The sequence below is a fragment of the Deinococcus sedimenti genome (genome assembly GCF_014648135.1).
In the GTDB taxonomy this organism is placed as follows: Bacteria; Deinococcota; Deinococci; order Deinococcales; family Deinococcaceae; genus Deinococcus; species Deinococcus sedimenti.
Genome location: NZ_BMQN01000002.1, coordinates 11,750 through 28,095 on the forward strand (window position 1 = coordinate 11,750; position 16,346 = coordinate 28,095).

Genomic DNA, 16,346 nt, shown 5'->3' on the forward strand with positions numbered 1-16,346 from the left:
AATGCACTACATTACGCTGGCAGCGTAACGGCTGGAAGGATGCCCGATGACCCCACCCACCGACCCCATCCTGACCCTGGCCCCCGACACGGGCAGCGCCGCCAGCGCCCTCAAGCTCGCCACGCCCACCCGCTGGCCCGACCTGCACGCCGGACCCACCCACCTGTGGGGCCACTGCCAGGGCAGCGGCACCCAGCCGTACCTGACCGGGGTGGACCGCAGCGGCCCGGGCGCACCTGCCTTCAAGTGCTCCTGCCCCAGCCGCAAGTTTCCCTGCAAGCACGCCCTGGCGCTGCTCCTGCTGCACGAATCGCATCCGCAGCACTTCGGCACGGATCCCGCCCCGGACCCCATCCGGAAGTGGCTGGACGGCCGCGCTGAGAAACACGCTCCACCCGAATCCGACGCCGACCCGGCAGGGGAGACCCGCAGCGGGCCCGACCCCGCCGCGCAGGCCAAACGCCGCGCCGCGCGCGAGAAGAAGGTCAGCCTGGGCCTGGACGCCCTGCAGACCTTCCTGAAAGACCTCGTCCGCGACGGACTGGCGCAGGCTGCCGCGCGACCCTACAGCGACTGGGACACCCAGGCCGCCCGCCTCGTGGACGCCCAGGCGCCCGGCGCCGCGCGACTGGTCCGCATGATTCCCGAATTGCTGCCGCACCCGGACCGGCTGCTGGCGCACCTGGCCCGCCTGTACCTGCTGACCGAGGCGTGGCCGCGCCGCGACACCCTGACCGCCCCGCAGCAGGCCGACCTGCGCGCCGCGCTGGGCTTCCCGCTCGACAAGGCCGCCACCGTCGCCGCCGGGGGCACCGACACCCGCTGGCTGATCCTGGGCCACACCGTCAGCGACGAGGAGCAGGTCCGCACCCGCCGCACCTGGCTGCACGAAGGCGGCACCACCGCGCTGCTGTTGGACTTCGCCGCGCCCGGCTGGCCCCTGCCGCCCACCCTGCCCGCCGGGGGCAGCGTCCGCGCCCGCCTGAGCCCTGCCCCCGGCACGGTCCCCCAGCGGCACGTCCTGGACGGCGAGGCCACCCGAACCGCTCCCGCCCCCCTGCCCGCACCCGTCACCCTGGACAGCCTGCTCGACGCGCATGGGGCTGCCCTGGCCCTGAATCCCTGGCTGGAGCGCACCGCGCACCACCTCGGTCCCGTCACCGTCCACCCGCCCACGCGCGACGGCGACCCCTGGCGGGCCGGGGACGCACGCGGCAGCCTCCCGCTCGGCGGCAGCGACACCGCCCGCCTCACCCTGCTGGCCCTGGGCGGCGGGCACCCGCAGACGTTCACCGCCGAATGGGACGGGCAGAGCCTCACCCCCCTGTGCGCCGGGCAGGACGGCACCCTGCACCCCCTGGACGCCCCGGAGAACGACGATGGGTTCTGACCTCCCGGCCCTGCTGAGCGCCGCGCTGATCGGCACCGAACGCGCCCCGCTGCCCACCCCCGGCCCCGACGCTGCCGGACAGGCCGCCGCGCGCATCACGCGGGGCGACCCGGCAGGCACCCTGCTCGCCCGCGCCGCGCTGCTGACCCTCGCCGCGACCGCCGGACGGCAACCCGACCCACCCGCCCCGGCCCCCACGCCCGCCCCCAGCGACCCGCGCCCGGAAGCCCCGGCCCGCGCCGCGCGGCATCTCCCGCACCTGGGCGGTCCCCTGCTGCACGAGTGGCTGAGCCTGTGCCACGCGCACGGCTCCCGCGTCCCGGCGCTGCATCTGCCGCGCCTGCTGAGCCTCGCCACGCAGGACCGCAGCCTGCGCGTCCCCCTGGCCCGCGTGCTGGACGAGCGGGGGCGCTGGCTCGCACAGCACGCGAACAGCCCCGCCCTGGCCCACGCCGAAGCACCCGACGAGCCCACCTGGGCCGCGCTGAGCGACACCGACCGCGACACCCTGCACCGCGTCCTGCGAGCCCTCAACCCCGACACCGCCCGAGCCCTGCTGAGCGCGCAGTTCGACACCGAACGTGCCGCCAGCCGCAAACGCCTCCTGAGCGCCGTGCTGGACACCCTGAATGACGACGACCACACCCTGGAACCCCTGCTGGAGGGTGCTCTGGACGACCGCAGTCCCGACGTGCAGACCCTCGCCCGGCAGATCCTCCAGCGGCTCCCGCGCAGCGCGCTGAACGCCCGAATCGCCGAGGCGCTGCACGACCCCGGCACGCCCCCCAGCCCCCGCGACGGCCTGAGCGGCGGCCCCCAGGCCCGACTCAGCCACGTCCTGCGGCACGCCCACCCCGACGCGCTGCTGCGCGCCACGCCCGGCGACCTCCCCGGCCTGATCACCCTGGCGCGCGATCACCACCTGCTCGACGACCTCATCGCAGGCACCCTCACGCACCGGCACCAGCCCCTCGCGCAGGCCCTTCTCCCGCACGCGCCCACCCCCGCCCTGCGCGCCCTCAGCGACCCGGCCCGTACTCTCCGCGACGGCCTGCACGACCGCGACCCCGACCTCATCCTCGCCGCCCTGGCGCACCACCCCACCCCCTGGACGCCCGACGACAGCCACGCCATCCTCAGCCTCCTCCAGGACACCCTCCGGCACACCGAACACCCGTACCAGTGGCCGCAACGCTGGCGCACCCTGCACGACCACGCCCATCACCTCCACCCCGACACCACGCCCCCCGCACCCCTGCCACCCGACGCCCCCCACCACGCCCAGAGCGTCTGGCACGACCTGATGGGCACCCTCGACACCCGCAGGCAGATCCGGCACGACTTCAAGGAGCACCCATGACCCGCGACTGGCGAGCACAGCGACGCGAGATCCGGGCGCAACGTGCAAGTCCTGAACGGCTGCTCACCCTGGCGCAACTGGACGTCACCCTGGCCCGCCTCATCGCGCAGCAGAGCCGCACGCCCATTCCCGTGCTAGAGGATCTCGCCCGGCACCCCGACGTCTTCACCCGCCGGAAGGTCGCCGGGAATGTCCGGACTCCCGCAGACACACTCCGGACACTGGCCGCACAGAGACGGTTCCACATCCTAAAAGCTGTTGCTGGCAATCCCAATACACCCGCCGACGTCATCGACGACCTCGCACGGCACCCCCACCACACCGTCCGGATCGCCTGTCTGGAGAACCGCACGCTGAGCTTCAACCGGTACTACGAACTGGCCCACGATCCACACCCCGCCGTTCAGACCGCATGGCTGGCGCACGAACTCGAACTGATTCGGGCCAAGGTCACGCCACTCCCCACGCCCGGCGAACTGTCGGAATGGCTCGACTCCGCCCACCTGACCTTCCGACGCGTCCTCGCCCGCTCCCTGCACCTCCTGCCCCCTGACCAGCAGACCGATGCCGCCGACGCCCTCCTTGACGACAATGATCCGGTCATCCGCGAGCACGTCATCCTGTACGCCTCAGAAGACCAGCAGAACCCGCACGCGCGTGATCCGTCCCCCTGGGTTCGCGGCGTCATCGCGGCCCGCACCACCGACCCAGACCTCTACCACGTCCTCCTGCACGATCCCGACCAACACGTCCGCCGCGCCGCCGCACGCAACCCACAGCACACCGCCCACCCCGGAGCCCACCCATGACCACTCCTGACGCCACCGTCCTGCGCCAGCACGCCGAGCAGCAGTACGCGCACGAACTCGAAGCCCTCGCCGCGCACGACACCCGCCCCCGCCCGCCCCGCTGGAACCTCAGCCCGCACGCCGTCCTCACGTACCTGCTCGGCGGCACCCTCCCCGACGGGACCGAGATCACCGCCAAATACGTCGGGGACCGCCGCCTCATGGAGATCGCTGTCGCCACGCTCGCCACCGACCGCGCCCTCCTCCTGCTGGGCGTGCCCGGCACTGCCAAAAGCTGGGTCAGCGAACACCTCGCCGCCGCCATCAGCGGCGACAGCACCCTCCTCATCCAGGGCACCGCGGGCACCGCCGAGGACACCCTCCGCTACGGCTGGAACTACGCCCGCCTCCTCGCCGAAGGCCCCAGCCCCGCCGCACTCGTCCAGAGCCCCATCCTCCGCGCCATGCAGAGCGGGAAGATCGCCCGCCTGGAAGAACTCACCCGCGTGCAGAGCGACGTGCAGGACACCCTCATCACCATCCTGTCCGAAAAGACCCTCCCCGTCCCGGAACTGAACACCGAAATCCAGGCCGTCCACGGCTTCAACCTCATCGCCACCGCTAACACCCGCGACCGCGGCGTCAACGACCTCTCCAGCGCCCTCAAACGCCGCTTCAACACCGTCATCCTCCCCGTCCCCGACACCCTCGACGACGAAGTCCGCATCGTCACCGCCCGAGCCCAGGCCCTCAGCGCCGCCCTCCAGATCCCCGCCCAGCCCCCCGCCCTCGAAGAAGTCCGCCGAATCGTCACCGTCTTCCGCGAACTCCGCTCCGGCACCACCGAAGACGGCAAAACCCGCCTCAAAACCCCCAGCGGCAGCCTCAGCACCGCCGAAGCCATCAGCGTCGTAGGCCAGAGCCTCAGCCTCGCCGCGCACTTCGGCACCGGCACCCTCACCCCCCACGACATCGCCGCCAGCCTCATCGGCGCCATCATCAAAGACCCCACCCAGGACGCCCTCATCTGGCGCGAATACCTCGAAACCGTCACCAAAAAACGCGACGACTGGAAAGACTTCTACAAAGCCTGCCGGGCAGTGAGCTGAACATGGATGCTGTTTTCCCCGTTGAACAGTTACGACCCCTGCACGCCGAGCTGTTCCCCGGCCCACAAGTGGAAGGACGCCACACCGCGAGCTGCGAGGTGCACTTCGCGCCGTTCGAACTGCCCAACCCCAACGACGACGTGACCTCAGAAGACTACGAACCGCTGACCTTCGAATCGCCCCTGCGACTGGACTTCATTGACCTGCCCAGCCTGAACCTGAATGTACTGGCGGGGCAGACCTTCACCTTCCCCGCCAACCCGGAACCCGGCTACATCGACGGTTCGATCTATTTCGTCGGGGCTCACAACCCAGTGGACATCACCCGCATCACCTTCGGGATGCTGACCGAACATGGCCTGCCGGTGACCTTCGAGGGAACGTGGCAGATGGAATTCGAAGCGTCCGGCTTCCAGGCCTTCGAAACGACGATCCGCACGACACTTCAACGCCGCACTGAGCCAACGTGAAGCGACTGGTGAATCACGATCCAGATTGGCTGGCAGGACAGCATGCTCCCAGTTCGGCCTGCTTGTTGGTGCTGACGCGCGATCTGTTGTTCTGCAGTGGGGTGAATTGAGGGGTGGGTGATCCGCGTGCCAATTACCTGCTGGTCGAGGACGGCGAACTGCGCGTCCATTCGGATCGGGAGGGTGGGAGTTCGTTGCCAGAATTGATCCTTGAGGGTGAGGCGGGGGTGCTGCCGTGGTTGCGGTCGTGCGCGGAGCGGGGTGGGTTCCTGCATGACGCGGGGTACGCGGCGGGGGCGCTGCTGGTGCAGGCGGAGGCGCGCGTGCTGGTGGTCGGTATGACGCGCTGGGAGGCGTGGCATCTGGACCCCGATCCGTTCGAGGCGTTCCCGGCGTTGCGGGAGGTGCTGGAGGTGGGGCGGATGCGGCGCGTGTTCGTGGAACTGGTGGGGGGGCAGTGGCCGGGGTGGCGGGTGGTCGTGGCGAGCCCGGCGGCGTTTGGTGTGCAGGAGTGCGTGCAGACCGATGTGTCGCGTATCCCCGTTCTGCCGGTCCGGGTGGAGACGTTGAAGGGCTTGACGGACGAGTCCGTGCGGGCCGGGTTGCGTGCGGTCCTGGCACAGGTAATGCCCGTTGCGGCATTCCGGCGGGTGAAGTGGTGACGGTATCCGTAGTCTGAGGCCAGTGGGAACGCTTGGAATTCAGATAGTGACATCCGCCGTGAGGCTGCTAAGGAGAAGTGGAAGATGAAACGGAACGTGTGGCTACTGAGCGTCATCTTGGGAATTGCTGGGTCGTGTGTGCACGCGCAGGAGGTGCGTCCTGCGACGGTGGTGAGTGCGCCGCAGGACCGGGGAAGTGCTGAGCTGATCGAGAAGGCCCGTGCAGGGGATGTCAATACGCAGATTGAACTGGCGCTTGCATACAAGGACGGGATGGGGGTCGAACAGAACAACGGCTTGGCTTTCGAGTGGATGATGAAGGCCGCGCTGAGTGGCGATCCGAATGCGCAGAAGTTCCTGGGGTTCTTCTACATGCAGGGCGTCGGTGTGGCGAGCAGCATGTCTGATGCGGCGGTGTGGTTGCGCAAGTCGGCGTTGCAGGGGGATCACGAGGCGCAGCACAACTACGCGAGCATGTTCTCGCTGGGTCAGGGTGTGCAGCGGGATCTCGCGGAGGCGTTCAGGTGGTACAGGCTGGCTGCTGATGGTGGGCATGCGGCATCGCAGAACAATCTGGGAATCGCGTACATGGAGGGATTGGGTACGGCGGTTAACCTGGCAGAAAGTGTCCGGTGGTTCACGCGGGCTGCCGAGCAGGGGTTACCCGAGGCGCAGCACACCCTGGGTGCTCTCTATACCGAGGGTCGGTTCGTTACCAGGGATCCGGTAAAGGCCGTTTTCTGGTTCCGGAAGGCGGCGTCTCAGGGAGATGCAAATTCTCAGAACAATCTCGGGGTGGCTTACCTTCACGGCGAAGGACTTCCACGTGATATCGCCAGTTGCGTCTACTGGATCACCCTTGCCGCTCAGAATGGCGACGTGGACGCGTTTTTTAACATGGGCATCCTTTACCTGGATGGCATCGGTGTGACTGCTGACCGGACCAGAGCCATCAGTTGGTTCGAGAAGGCTCTGGCGGGCGGACACCCTCGTGCGGCCCGGGTGCTACAGGATCTCCGGAAATGACCGGTGCCTGACGTCTCCATTTTCCCTATCCGTCATCACGGCCCTGGCTCGGCGCGTAGCCTTGAGCACGCGTTGTCGCAGCTCAATCCGGATGTGGTGCTGGTTGAGGGGCCGTCCGATGCGGGTTCCGTGCTGCCGTTCCTGGCGCAGGCGGACATGACGCCGCCCGTGGCACTCCTCGGCTACGTGAACGACGATCCGTCTCGTGCGGCGTTCTGGCCGTTCGCGGTGTTCAGTCCGGAGTTCGTGGCGTTGCGGTGGGCGGCGCGGGCGGGGGTGGCGGCGCGGTTCGTGGATCTTCCGGCGGGGGTGGTGCTGGCCGGGGAGCGGGACGGGCCGGAGGATGAGTTGCGGGATGATCCGTTGGGGGTGCTGGCGCAGGCGGCTGGTTTCGCGGATTTCGAGCGGTGGTGGGAGTCGCTGGTGGAGGCTCGTCTTTCTCCCTCCCCCCTGGTGGGGGAGGGTGGGGTGGGGGGGCCGCCGGGTGAGGCGGCGTTCGATGTGTTCGCGGCGGTGAATGAGGCGATGCGGGCGGTGCGGGCGGACGCGCTGGGGCCGGTGGGTCGGGAGGCGCAGCGGGAGGCGTTCATGCGGCAGGGGATCCGCGCGGCGCTGAAGGAGGGCTTCGCGCGGGTGGCGGTGGTGTGTGGGGCGTGGCATGCGCCCGCGCTGGACGTCTCCCAGTTCCCGGTGAAGGCGGACGCGGCGCTGCTCAGGGGCCTGCCGAAGGCGAAGGTGACGCTGACGTGGGTGCCGTGGACGCATGGTCGCCTGAGCGTGGCGAGCGGGTACGGGGCGGGCGTGCGCTCGCCCGGGTACTACGAGCATCTGTTCACGTCGCACGGCGCGGTGGCCGAGCGGTGGTTCGCGCGGGTGGCGCGGCTGCTGCGCGCCGAGCGGCTGGAGGCGAGCAGCGCGTCGGTGATCGAGGCGACGCGGCTGGCGAACGCGCTGGCGGCGTTGAGGGGCCGGGCGCTGCCGGGCCTGGAGGAGTTGAACGAGGCGGCGCTGAGCGTGTTCGGCTGGGACGGGGACCTGCCCCTGCGGCTGATCGAGGAGCGGCTGGTGGTGGGGGAGGCGCTGGGCGCGGTGCCGGACGGGGTGCCGACGGTGCCGTTGGCGCGGGACGTGGCGCGGCAGCAGAAGAGTTTGCGCTTGAAGGTGCTGCCGGAGAAGCTGGACCTGGATCTGGACCTGCGGTCGGACAACGACCTGGCGCGCAGCGTGCTGTTTCACCGCCTGAACCTGCTGGGCGTGCCGTGGGCGAAACCGCGTGGGTCGGGTGGCCTCGGCACGTTCCGGGAGGGGTGGCAGTTGCGGTGGCGGCCGGAGTTCAGCGTGCGGCTGGTCGAGGCGAGTCGGCTGGGGCAGACGGTGCGGGACGCGGCGACGGCGTCCGCGCTGGAGTCCGCGCGGGGTGCGGGGACGCTGGCGGAACTGACGGGTCTGTTGGAGGTGCTGCGCCTCGCGGACCTGCCGGGGGCGCTGCCGGTGACGCTCGCGGCGCTGGATGAGCGGTCGGCGCTGGGTGCGGACGTGCCGGACGTGCTGCGGGCCCTGCCGCCTCTGGCGCGACTGGCGCGCTACGGGGACGTGCGTGGGCGCGGCGCGGCGGTCGCGGGTGGGGGAGAGGTGGCCCCGCTGGAGACGTTCCGGGCACTGCTGACCCGCGCGGCGGTGGGGCTGCCGCTGGCCGGGGTGGGCCTGGGGGACGACGCGGCGGCAGAGGTGCGGGACGCGGTGCGGGGGGCGGACGCGGCGGTGCGCCTGCTGGACGACCCGGACGTGACCGGGGACTGGCGCGCGGCCCTGCGCCGGGCGGCGGACCGGGTGGACGCGCATCCGCTGCTGTTGGGGGACGCGCTGCGCCGCCTGCGGGACGCGGGCGTGCTGGACGCCGCTCAGGTCGAGGCGCGGCTGGGACTGGCCCTGAGTGATCCGTCGCCGCTGGCGGTCACGGCGTGGCTGGACGGGTTCCTGGGGGACACCGGGGCGCTGCTGGTGCACGACGCGGGCCTGCTGGCGTTGGTGGACGGCTGGCTGTCGGCCCTGGACGCCGAGGTGTTCCAGAGTGTGCTGCCGCTGCTGCGCCGGGTGTTCGCGCGCTTCGAGGCCCCGGAACGCCGCGCGATCGGCGAGGCGGTGCGCGGGGGGACGCCCGCGTCGCGTCTCGCGCCGGTTGCGGTGGATGACGCGCGGGCGGCGCGGGTCGTTCCGGTCGTGCTGAGCCTGCTGGGTGTATCCCCCGAATGATAAGAAAATGAGATTCAGCGCCGGCTATCTTTATCGGGTCTTATGCTGACGTCCCGCCTGCGCGCGCTGCTGCTTCCCCTGGCCCTGATCTCCGGCGCGGCGTGCCCCCACGCCCAGGCCCGTCCCCTGGTGCTCGTGTACCACCAGGTCGGGGCGGGCAGCGGGGCGTCGCTGGGCATCGCGCCGCACGCCCTGCGGCAGCGGGTCGAAACCCTGCGCCGCCTCGGGTACCGCTTCGTGACCTCCAGCGAGGCCGCGCGCGCCGCCCCGCAGGAGAAGGTGGCCGTCATCCAGTTCGACGACGGATTCGAGAGCGTGTACCGGCTGGCCTTCCCGGTGCTGCGTGACCTGGGGGTGCCCGGCACGGCGTACGTGATCTGGTCGCGGCTGGATCAGCCGGGCAGCCTGAGCCGCGCGCAGGTGCGTGAACTGCGCGCCGCCGGGTGGGAGATCGGCACGCACTCGCACCGGCACGCGGCGCTGGCTGACCTCGCCCCGGCGGGCCTGCGCCGCGAGCTGAGCGTTCCGGACGGCGAGGCGGCCCGCTGCGTCGCGTACCCGCTGAACCGGCACGACGCGCGGGTACGCCGCGCCGCGAGCGAGCAGGGGCTCTCGTGCGGGGTGGCTGGGGGGCCGCCCGCGCTGGGCCGCCCGGATCCGCTGGCCCTGCCCGCCCCGGCGATCACGCCCTGGGACGGGACGTTGCTGCCCATGCGCGCCCGCTGGGGTCTGGACGCCCGCGTGCCGCTGCTCATGGCAGGCCTGAGCGAACCGCTGCTGGACGCCCTGGTGGATCCGGCAGGCGTGGCGGTCACGCCGCCGCGCAGCTGGAACCCGGCGCATTACGAGTTGCTGGGCAACGGTCTGATCAGCGTCGCGTGGCGCGGCGAGCGTGAGACTCGGCTGGCGTGGCGCGAGGGCCGCTGGAGCGCGAATGCTGCCGCGCGCCGTGGCGTGGGTGTGGGGGGGGCCTACACGGGCGGCAGCGTGGCGTTCAACGTCGCGCCGGTCACGCTGGCGGCCGGGTGGGACGGCAGCGGGCCGCTGCTGGGCGGCGCGCTGGCGTTGGGCGGGCACGGGGAGGTCTGGGCGCGGACCAGTCGCCTGAACGGCGCGTGGACCTGGGCGGCGGGTCTGACCGTCATTCCGGTGGATTACGTGCAGGTCAGTGCCGCGCGGGACGTGACCGGCACGCAGCTGGGCCTGCGGGCGGCGCTGCCCTGGCAGGACGGCGAGGGCCGCCCGCTGCGGGTGGGGGGCGGGTACCGCTGGGGCGAGGGGGCCGGGCCGTTCGCGGAACTGGAGTACCGGGTGGGCAGTTACAGCCTCACCGCCGAGGTGAGCGGCGCGGGCCGGTTCGGCGTGAAGTTCACGTCCGTCTGGTAAGCAGGCGGGCAGAGGGAGGGCCATGATGACCACAGAGGAACGCACGCGCCGCTGGCGGCTGGTGCTGGGTGGCGGGGATGCCGACGGGCTGGCCGCGCAGGAGGGGACCGAGGTGCCCCTCACGCTGGAGGACCGCCGCATGGACGCCGCGCTGGCCGGACTGTACGACCCGCCCGACGGTGAGCGGCGGGGTGGGCTGGGGGGGAGTGCGCCGCGCGTGGCGCGCTGGCTGGCGGACCTGCGCGAGTTCTTCCCGTCGGACGTGGTGCGCGTGATGCAGGCGGATGCCATCGAGAGGCTGAACCTGCAGCAGCTGCTGTTCGAGCCGGAGATGCTGGATGGCGTGGAGCCGGACGTGCATCTCGTGGCGACGCTGGTGTCCCTGAAGGGCGTGATGCCGCCGTCGGCGCGGGACGCGGCCCGTTCGGTGGTGCGGCGCGTGGTGGACGACCTGACGCGCCGCCTGGAGGAACCGACCCGCGCGGCGGTCACCGGGAGCCTCAGCCGCGCGCAGCGCACGCACCGCCCGAAGGCCGCCGAGATCGACTGGCCGGGCACGATCCGCGCGAACCTGCGCACGTACCGCCCGGAACTGGGCACCCTCGTCCCCGAGCGGCTGGTCGGGCATGGGCGGCGGCGGCGGAGCCTGCGGGACGTGGTGCTGTGCGTGGACCAGTCGGGCAGCATGGCGGGCAGCGTCGTGTACGCCGGGGTGTTCGGCACGGTCCTGGCGAGCCTCCCGGCGCTGAGCACGCGCGTCGTGGCGTTCGACACGGCGGTCGCGGACCTGACCGAGCACCTCAGCGACCCGGTGGAGTTGCTGTACGGGCTGCAACTGGGCGGCGGGACGGACATCAACCGGGCGCTGGCGTACTGCCAGGGTGTGATCGAGCGGCCCGAGCAGACGGTCCTCGTGCTGCTCAGTGACCTGTTCGAGGGCGGCAACGAACGCGAGATGCTCGCCCGTGCCCGCGCGCTGCGCGAGAGTGGCGTGCTGGTCGTGGCGCTGCTGGCCCTGTCGGACGACGGCGCGCCCAGCTTCGATCATGGCGTGGCGCGCGCCCTGGCGAGCCTGGACATCCCGGCGTTCGCGTGCACGCCCGATCACTTCCCGGGGCTGCTGGCCGCCGCGCTGCGCGGGGACGATCCGGGCGCGTGGGCGGGCGATCAGGGACTTGTGGTCCGGGGGAGCGGCGTAGGGTAAGCGTATGACGCAGCGTCTGGTGGTCGCGGGTGGCAGCGGGTTCCTGGGTCGGGCGGTGGCGCGGCACTTCACGGCGCTCGGGTGGGAGGTCGTGATCCTGTCGCGGTCCCGCCCGGCCGTGCCCACGCCGGGACGCTGGGTGGCGTGGGACGCGCTGCGGCCGGGCGAGTGGGTGCGGGAACTGGACGGCGCCGCAGCCCTGCTGAACCTGGCGGGGCGCACCGTGAACTGCCGGTACAGCGCGGCGAACATGCTGGAGATCTACACGTCCCGCCTGGACAGCACCCGCGCGCTGGGCCGCGCCCTGAGCAGCGTGGACCACCCGCCGCGCGTCTGGCTGAACAGTTCCACCGCGACCATCTACCGGGACGCCCGCGACCGCCCGCAGGACGAGCTGGGCGGGGAACTGGGCGCGGGCTTCAGCGTGGACGTCGCCCGCCGCTGGGAGGCCGCCCTGATGGAGGAAGCCCTGCCGCACACGCGGCGCGTGGCGCTGCGCACCGCGATGGTGTACGGCGTGGGCGCCGGGGGCGTCATGGAGACGACCGACCGCGTGGTGCGCTTGGGCGCGGCGGGCGCCATGGCCGGTGGGGGGCAGATGGTGTCGTGGATTCACGAGCGGGACTTCTGCCGCGCCGCGCAGTTCCTGATCGAGGGTTCTCTCTCCGGTCCGGTGAACGTCACCGCGCCGCAGCCCCTCCCGAACGCCGAATTCCTCCGCGCGTACCGCGACGCGTGGGGCGTGCCCTTCGGCGTGCCGTCCACCGCCGCGCTGATCGGCCTGGGCGCCGCCGTGATGGACTCCGAGGCGGAACTGCTCCTCAAGAGCCGCTGGGTGGTGCCCACGCGCCTGCTGGACGCGGGCTTCACGTTCGAGCACCCCGCGTGGCCCGCCGCGATCCGGGATCTGGTGGCGCAGGCCCGGTGGTCGGGGCACGCCTCGCGCTGAACTGACCGGACGGCGGACCTTCACGTCCGGGGTGGGCGGGGCGGCGTTCAGAACTCTGTCAGCGGCAGGCCGGTATCGTGTGGGGCACGGTACAAAGGAGGCCATGCGCGAGTGGAGCAGCCCCAATCCCCCCGGCCGGTCAGGTCCTGGCTGGACGTTGATCGCCTGAACGACGAGGCCGACGCGGTCCTCATGACGTCCATGCAGCAGTCTCGTGAACTGGCGTGGTCGGCCCTGGCGCTGGCCACCGACCTCGGGTACGAGGCGGGCGAGGCGCGGGCGCGCATGCTGTGCGGATACGGTCATTTCTTCCTGGCGGAGTACCCCGAGGCGCTGCGGCTGTTCGGGGCCAGCGAGGCGCAGGCCGCGCGGATCGGCGCGTCGGCCACGCAGACCCGCGCCGTGAACGGACAGGCGATCACCTTCGTGAAGCAGGGGCAGTACGGCGCGGCCATGGACCGGCACCTGCGCTGCCTGCAGCTGGGGCAGGCGACCGGGGACCGGCTGGCGCAGGCGCGGTCCCTGAACAACATCGGGAACCTGTACCTGGACCTGCGGGAGTTCGACACGGCCCTCACGTACCACCAGGAGGCGCTGGACCTGGCGCGTGAGATCGGGCACGATCTGATCCGGTCGAGTGCGTCCATCAACGCGGCGCTGGACTTCCATTACCTGGACCGGTTCGAGGAGGCGCTGGCCCTGAACCGCGAGACGCTGGTCCGCGCGCAGGAACGTGGGTACCGGCAGCACGAGTTCCTGCTGCACGCGAACATCGCCGCGAACCTGCTGGGCCTGCGCCGCCCGGGCGAGGCGCTCGGGGACGTGGAACTCGCCCTGCAGGGCAGCGGGGAACTGGGGGACCGTGAGAATCTGTGCGACGCGCTGGTGTTGCAGGGGCGGGCGCTGCTGGCGCTGGGCGCCCCGTCGGCCCGCGCGACCCTGGAGCGGGCGGCGGCGCTGGCGGACGAACTGGGTGTCACGTTCCGGCAGATCGACGCGCATCAGGAACTCTCGCTGCTGCTGGAGACCCAGGGGGACGCGCCGGGCGCGCTGCACCACTCGCGGCGCGCGGCGGACCTGGAACGGCAGGCGCTGACGGACGTGCTGCAGCGGCGCACGCAGGTGGCGGCCACGCAGATGAAGCTGGAGCAGCTGGCGCACCGCGCCGAGCAGGAGCGGCTGCGCAGCGCGGAACTCACGACCGCGAACGCGGCCCTGCAGCAGGCGCAGGCGCAACTGGCCCATCAGGCGCGGCACGACGCGCTGACCGGGCTGGTGAACCGCGCGGGGTTCGAGGCGGAACTGCATCACGCCGTGACGACCAGCCGCACGCTGGGCGTGCTGTTTATCGACCTCGATCATTTCAAGCAGGTGAACGACACCATGGGGCACGACATGGGGGACCTGCTGCTGATCGAGGTGGCCGAGCGCCTGCGCCGCGCGGTGCGCGAGGGGGATCTGGTGGCGCGGCAGGGTGGGGACGAGTTCACGGTCCTGCTGCGCGGCGTGCGGTCCCACGAGGAGGCGGAACTGGCCGCGCAGCGTCTCCTGGGGGCGCTGTGCGCGCCGGTGTGGCTGGGTGGGCGCGAGTGGGCGGTCACGGCGTCCATCGGGGTGGCCGTGGCGCCCGATGACGGCGAGGACGTCCGCACGCTGCAGAAGAACGCGGACCTGGCGATGTATCACGCCAAGCAGGACCGGCACGCGGTCCGGCGGTTCCACGCGGATCTCAGTGCGTCGGCGCTGGAACGCATGGAGCTGGAACAGGCGCTGCGGGTCGCGCTGGACCGCGAGGAGTTCTGCCTGCACTACCAGCCGATCGTGGACGCCGCGACGGGCGAGGTGCGGGCGCTGGAGGCGCTGGTGCGCTGGCAGCACCCGCAGCTGGGGCTGGTGCCGCCGGGCCGGTTCATTCCGCTGATGGAGGGCACGGACCTGATCGTGCCGCTGGGCGCGTGGGTGCTGCGCGAGGCGGCGCGTCAATTGCAGGTGTGGCGCCGCAACCGGCCCGAGCTGCGCGTGTCGGTGAACGTCGCGCCGCGTCAGCTGGCGCAGCCGGAATTCGCGGAGGTGGTGCGCGGGGTGCTGGCGGAGTTCGGTTTGGACCCGCAGGCGCTGATGCTGGAGGTCACGGAGGGAGCGGTGTTCGGCGGGACCGGCGGTGACGACAACGCCGAGCGGGTGGCGGGCCTGGGGTTGCCGCTGGCGCTGGATGATTTCGGCAGCGGGTACTCCAGCATCAGCCGCCTGCACCGCCTGCCGGCGCAGTGGTTGAAGATCGACCGGTCCCTCATCGAGGATCAGGACGCGCCGCCGCCGGCGCGGTCGTCGCGGCCGATCGTGCGGGCGCTGATCACGTTCGCGCACGAGGCGGGCGTGCAGGTCGTCGCCGAGGGCGTCGAGCGGCCCGAGCAGTGGCGGGACCTGCGCGAGTGGGGCTGCGACCTGATCCAGGGGTTCTACGTCTCTCGTCCGGCGGCGCCGGATGATCTGGTGTGGGGACCGTTCGGGCCTGGAACGTCAGGGCAGGCGGACTGACCACCCGTCCGGCGTGACCTGCACGGCGTCCGCGGGCAGGTCGATCGTCAGGGTGGGTGTGTGGACCAGCCAGCGTCCGTCCTCACGGTGCGGGGTGGGGAGGTCCCTCAGGGTGACCTCCTGCACGCTGAACAGGTCCGGGCCGCGTGTCAGGGCGGGGTGGCCCACCGTGAGCACCTGGGCGCCGGGGCCGCGCACCTGAACGTGCCGGGCGTGCAGGAAGGTGCCCGGTTCTACGGGGTGCAGGTTCATGGGGTCGAAGCCACCCAACCGCAGGCCACCCGCGCTGCTCAGGTGCAGGGTGGGGCCGGGCTGCGCGTGAAAGGCCTCCAGCCGGGCGCGCTGGTCCGCGTGGTGCGCGTCGGCGGCGGCCTGCGCGGCCCGCTGTCGCTGCGGGTGGGGCGCGGCGGGCAGGGGAGACCCGACCTGTCCGGTCAGCAGGTCGGCCAGCGGGCGCCCGGCGAGGACCTCGGCAGGCCAGGGCGTGCCGGTGCGGTCCAGCAGGTGCGCCAGCGCCGCGCCGCTGCGGTAACTCCAGAAGCGCGGGGTCTGCTGAGGCGCCGCGTCCGGGTCGAGGTCGGGGTGGTCTCCCAGGAAGCGCGTCTCGACGTACTGGGCGAGGCCCTCGGTGGTCTCCATGCGGGTCTCGAACGTGCGGTGATCCGCGTTCAGCCGCGCGTGCCGCTGCGTGCGCCAGTGCAGGGCGTGCCGCGCCGGGGTGATCCAGTCCCCGTCCCCCGCGTGCAGGGCCAGTCGCAGCCAGTGGGTCTCCTCGGCGCGGGCGTGGCGGATGTCCGCGTCGGCCGGGTAGGTGAGTGCGGCGAGTTCCAGGGCGGGCCACGCGGGGGACGGCGTGGCGCCCTGGTACACGTGGAAGGCCTCGTGAATCAGTGTGGCGGCCAGCGTCCGCGCCGCCTGCGCGGGTTCGGTCGGCAGCGGCAGGTCAGGCAGCAGCACGCCCGCCGCAATCAGCCCGCCGGGCAGGGTGACGGCGGTGTGCGCGCTCAGTGCCGGGTGGCGGCCCGGCCACACCCACGCGCCGTCCACCTGCGTCCAGCCGTCGCTGCCCGGATCGGCGTGGTGCAGCCACGTGTGCGTGCCGTCGAAGGTCAGCAGCGGCGTCCGCTCTGGCGTGAAGCCGGGCCACAGGTGGGGGCGCTGTGCGATCAGGGGCAGGGCGTCACGCAGGATGGCGGTGGGGTGCATGGATG

General features: G+C 71.9%; 13 protein-coding genes. 12 read left to right on the forward strand and 1 reads right to left on the reverse strand.

Annotated features, from left to right (window positions below; genetic code table 11):
* Positions 1-46: 46 nt before the first annotated feature.
* The 12 genes from IEY69_RS06760 (at position 47) to IEY69_RS06815 (ending at position 15,135) form a co-directional block, all read left to right on the forward strand.
* A complete protein-coding gene (locus IEY69_RS06760; protein ID WP_189072413.1) occupies positions 47-1,390 on the forward strand; it encodes an SWIM zinc finger family protein in 1,344 nt (447 codons plus the stop codon).
* Entirely contained in the window at positions 1,380-2,750 is a 1,371-nt protein-coding gene (locus IEY69_RS06765) for a DUF5691 domain-containing protein (RefSeq protein WP_189072414.1), read from the forward strand. Before IEY69_RS06760 ends, IEY69_RS06765 begins: the two co-directional genes overlap by 11 nt.
* Positions 2,747-3,559, forward strand: coding sequence for a hypothetical protein (locus IEY69_RS06770; protein ID WP_189072415.1), 813 nt, complete (start codon positions 2,747-2,749; stop codon positions 3,557-3,559). The genes IEY69_RS06765 and IEY69_RS06770 overlap by 4 nt, the downstream gene beginning before the upstream one ends.
* On the forward strand, positions 3,556-4,647 hold the full coding sequence (locus tag IEY69_RS06775; protein WP_189072416.1) for an ATP-binding protein: 1,092 nt from the start codon (positions 3,556-3,558) through the stop codon (positions 4,645-4,647). The genes IEY69_RS06770 and IEY69_RS06775 overlap by 4 nt, the downstream gene beginning before the upstream one ends.
* Positions 4,648-4,649: 2 nt before the next feature.
* On the forward strand, positions 4,650-5,117 hold the full coding sequence (locus IEY69_RS06780) for a hypothetical protein (RefSeq protein ID WP_189072417.1): 468 nt from the start codon (positions 4,650-4,652) through the stop codon (positions 5,115-5,117).
* Between the two features lie 113 nt (positions 5,118-5,230).
* A complete protein-coding gene (locus IEY69_RS06785; RefSeq protein WP_189072418.1) occupies positions 5,231-5,779 on the forward strand; it encodes a hypothetical protein in 549 nt (182 codons plus the stop codon).
* Positions 5,780-5,863: 84 nt separating this feature from the next.
* Entirely contained in the window at positions 5,864-6,805 is a 942-nt protein-coding gene (locus IEY69_RS06790) for a tetratricopeptide repeat protein (protein WP_189072419.1), read from the forward strand.
* Positions 6,806-6,808: 3 nt separating this feature from the next.
* Positions 6,809-9,058: a DUF5682 family protein gene (locus tag IEY69_RS06795; RefSeq protein ID WP_268243855.1), complete on the forward strand. Its 2,250-nt coding sequence runs from the start codon at positions 6,809-6,811 to the stop codon at positions 9,056-9,058.
* Between the two features lie 42 nt (positions 9,059-9,100).
* Entirely contained in the window at positions 9,101-10,444 is a 1,344-nt protein-coding gene (locus IEY69_RS06800; protein WP_189072421.1) for a polysaccharide deacetylase family protein, read from the forward strand.
* Positions 10,445-10,466: 22 nt separating this feature from the next.
* On the forward strand, positions 10,467-11,648 hold the full coding sequence (locus IEY69_RS06805) for a VWA domain-containing protein (protein ID WP_189072422.1): 1,182 nt from the start codon (positions 10,467-10,469) through the stop codon (positions 11,646-11,648).
* Positions 11,649-11,652: 4 nt separating this feature from the next.
* A complete protein-coding gene (locus IEY69_RS06810) occupies positions 11,653-12,597 on the forward strand; it encodes an epimerase (RefSeq protein ID WP_189072423.1) in 945 nt (314 codons plus the stop codon).
* Positions 12,598-12,708: 111 nt separating this feature from the next.
* Entirely contained in the window at positions 12,709-15,135 is a 2,427-nt protein-coding gene (locus IEY69_RS06815) for a putative bifunctional diguanylate cyclase/phosphodiesterase (RefSeq protein WP_229783707.1), read from the forward strand.
* On the opposite strand, the gene IEY69_RS06820 is transcribed toward IEY69_RS06815, so the two are convergent.
* Entirely contained in the window at positions 15,118-16,341 is a 1,224-nt protein-coding gene (locus tag IEY69_RS06820) for a hypothetical protein (RefSeq protein ID WP_189072424.1), read from the reverse strand. The genes IEY69_RS06815 and IEY69_RS06820 overlap by 18 nt on opposite strands.
* Positions 16,342-16,346: the final 5 nt, after the last annotated feature.

Bases quoted from the DNA above. Each gene is read 5' to 3' on its own strand.
- IEY69_RS06780 (WP_189072417.1), top strand. From the start codon at position 4,650: ATGGATGCTGTTTTCCCCGTTGAACAGTTACGACCCCTGCACGCCGAG.
- IEY69_RS06790 (WP_189072419.1), top strand. From the start codon at position 5,864: ATGAAACGGAACGTGTGGCTACTGAGCGTCATCTTGGGAATTGCTGGG.
- IEY69_RS06760 (WP_189072413.1), top strand. From the start codon at position 47: ATGACCCCACCCACCGACCCCATCCTGACCCTGGCCCCCGACACGGGC.
- IEY69_RS06810 (WP_189072423.1), top strand. From the start codon at position 11,653: ATGACGCAGCGTCTGGTGGTCGCGGGTGGCAGCGGGTTCCTGGGTCGG.
- IEY69_RS06800 (WP_189072421.1), top strand. From the start codon at position 9,101: ATGCTGACGTCCCGCCTGCGCGCGCTGCTGCTTCCCCTGGCCCTGATC.
- IEY69_RS06805 (WP_189072422.1), top strand. From the start codon at position 10,467: ATGATGACCACAGAGGAACGCACGCGCCGCTGGCGGCTGGTGCTGGGT.
- IEY69_RS06775 (WP_189072416.1), top strand. From the start codon at position 3,556: ATGACCACTCCTGACGCCACCGTCCTGCGCCAGCACGCCGAGCAGCAG.
- IEY69_RS06820 (WP_189072424.1), bottom strand. From the start codon at position 16,341: ATGCACCCCACCGCCATCCTGCGTGACGCCCTGCCCCTGATCGCACAG.
- IEY69_RS06770 (WP_189072415.1), top strand. From the start codon at position 2,747: ATGACCCGCGACTGGCGAGCACAGCGACGCGAGATCCGGGCGCAACGT.
- IEY69_RS06765 (WP_189072414.1), top strand. From the start codon at position 1,380: ATGGGTTCTGACCTCCCGGCCCTGCTGAGCGCCGCGCTGATCGGCACC.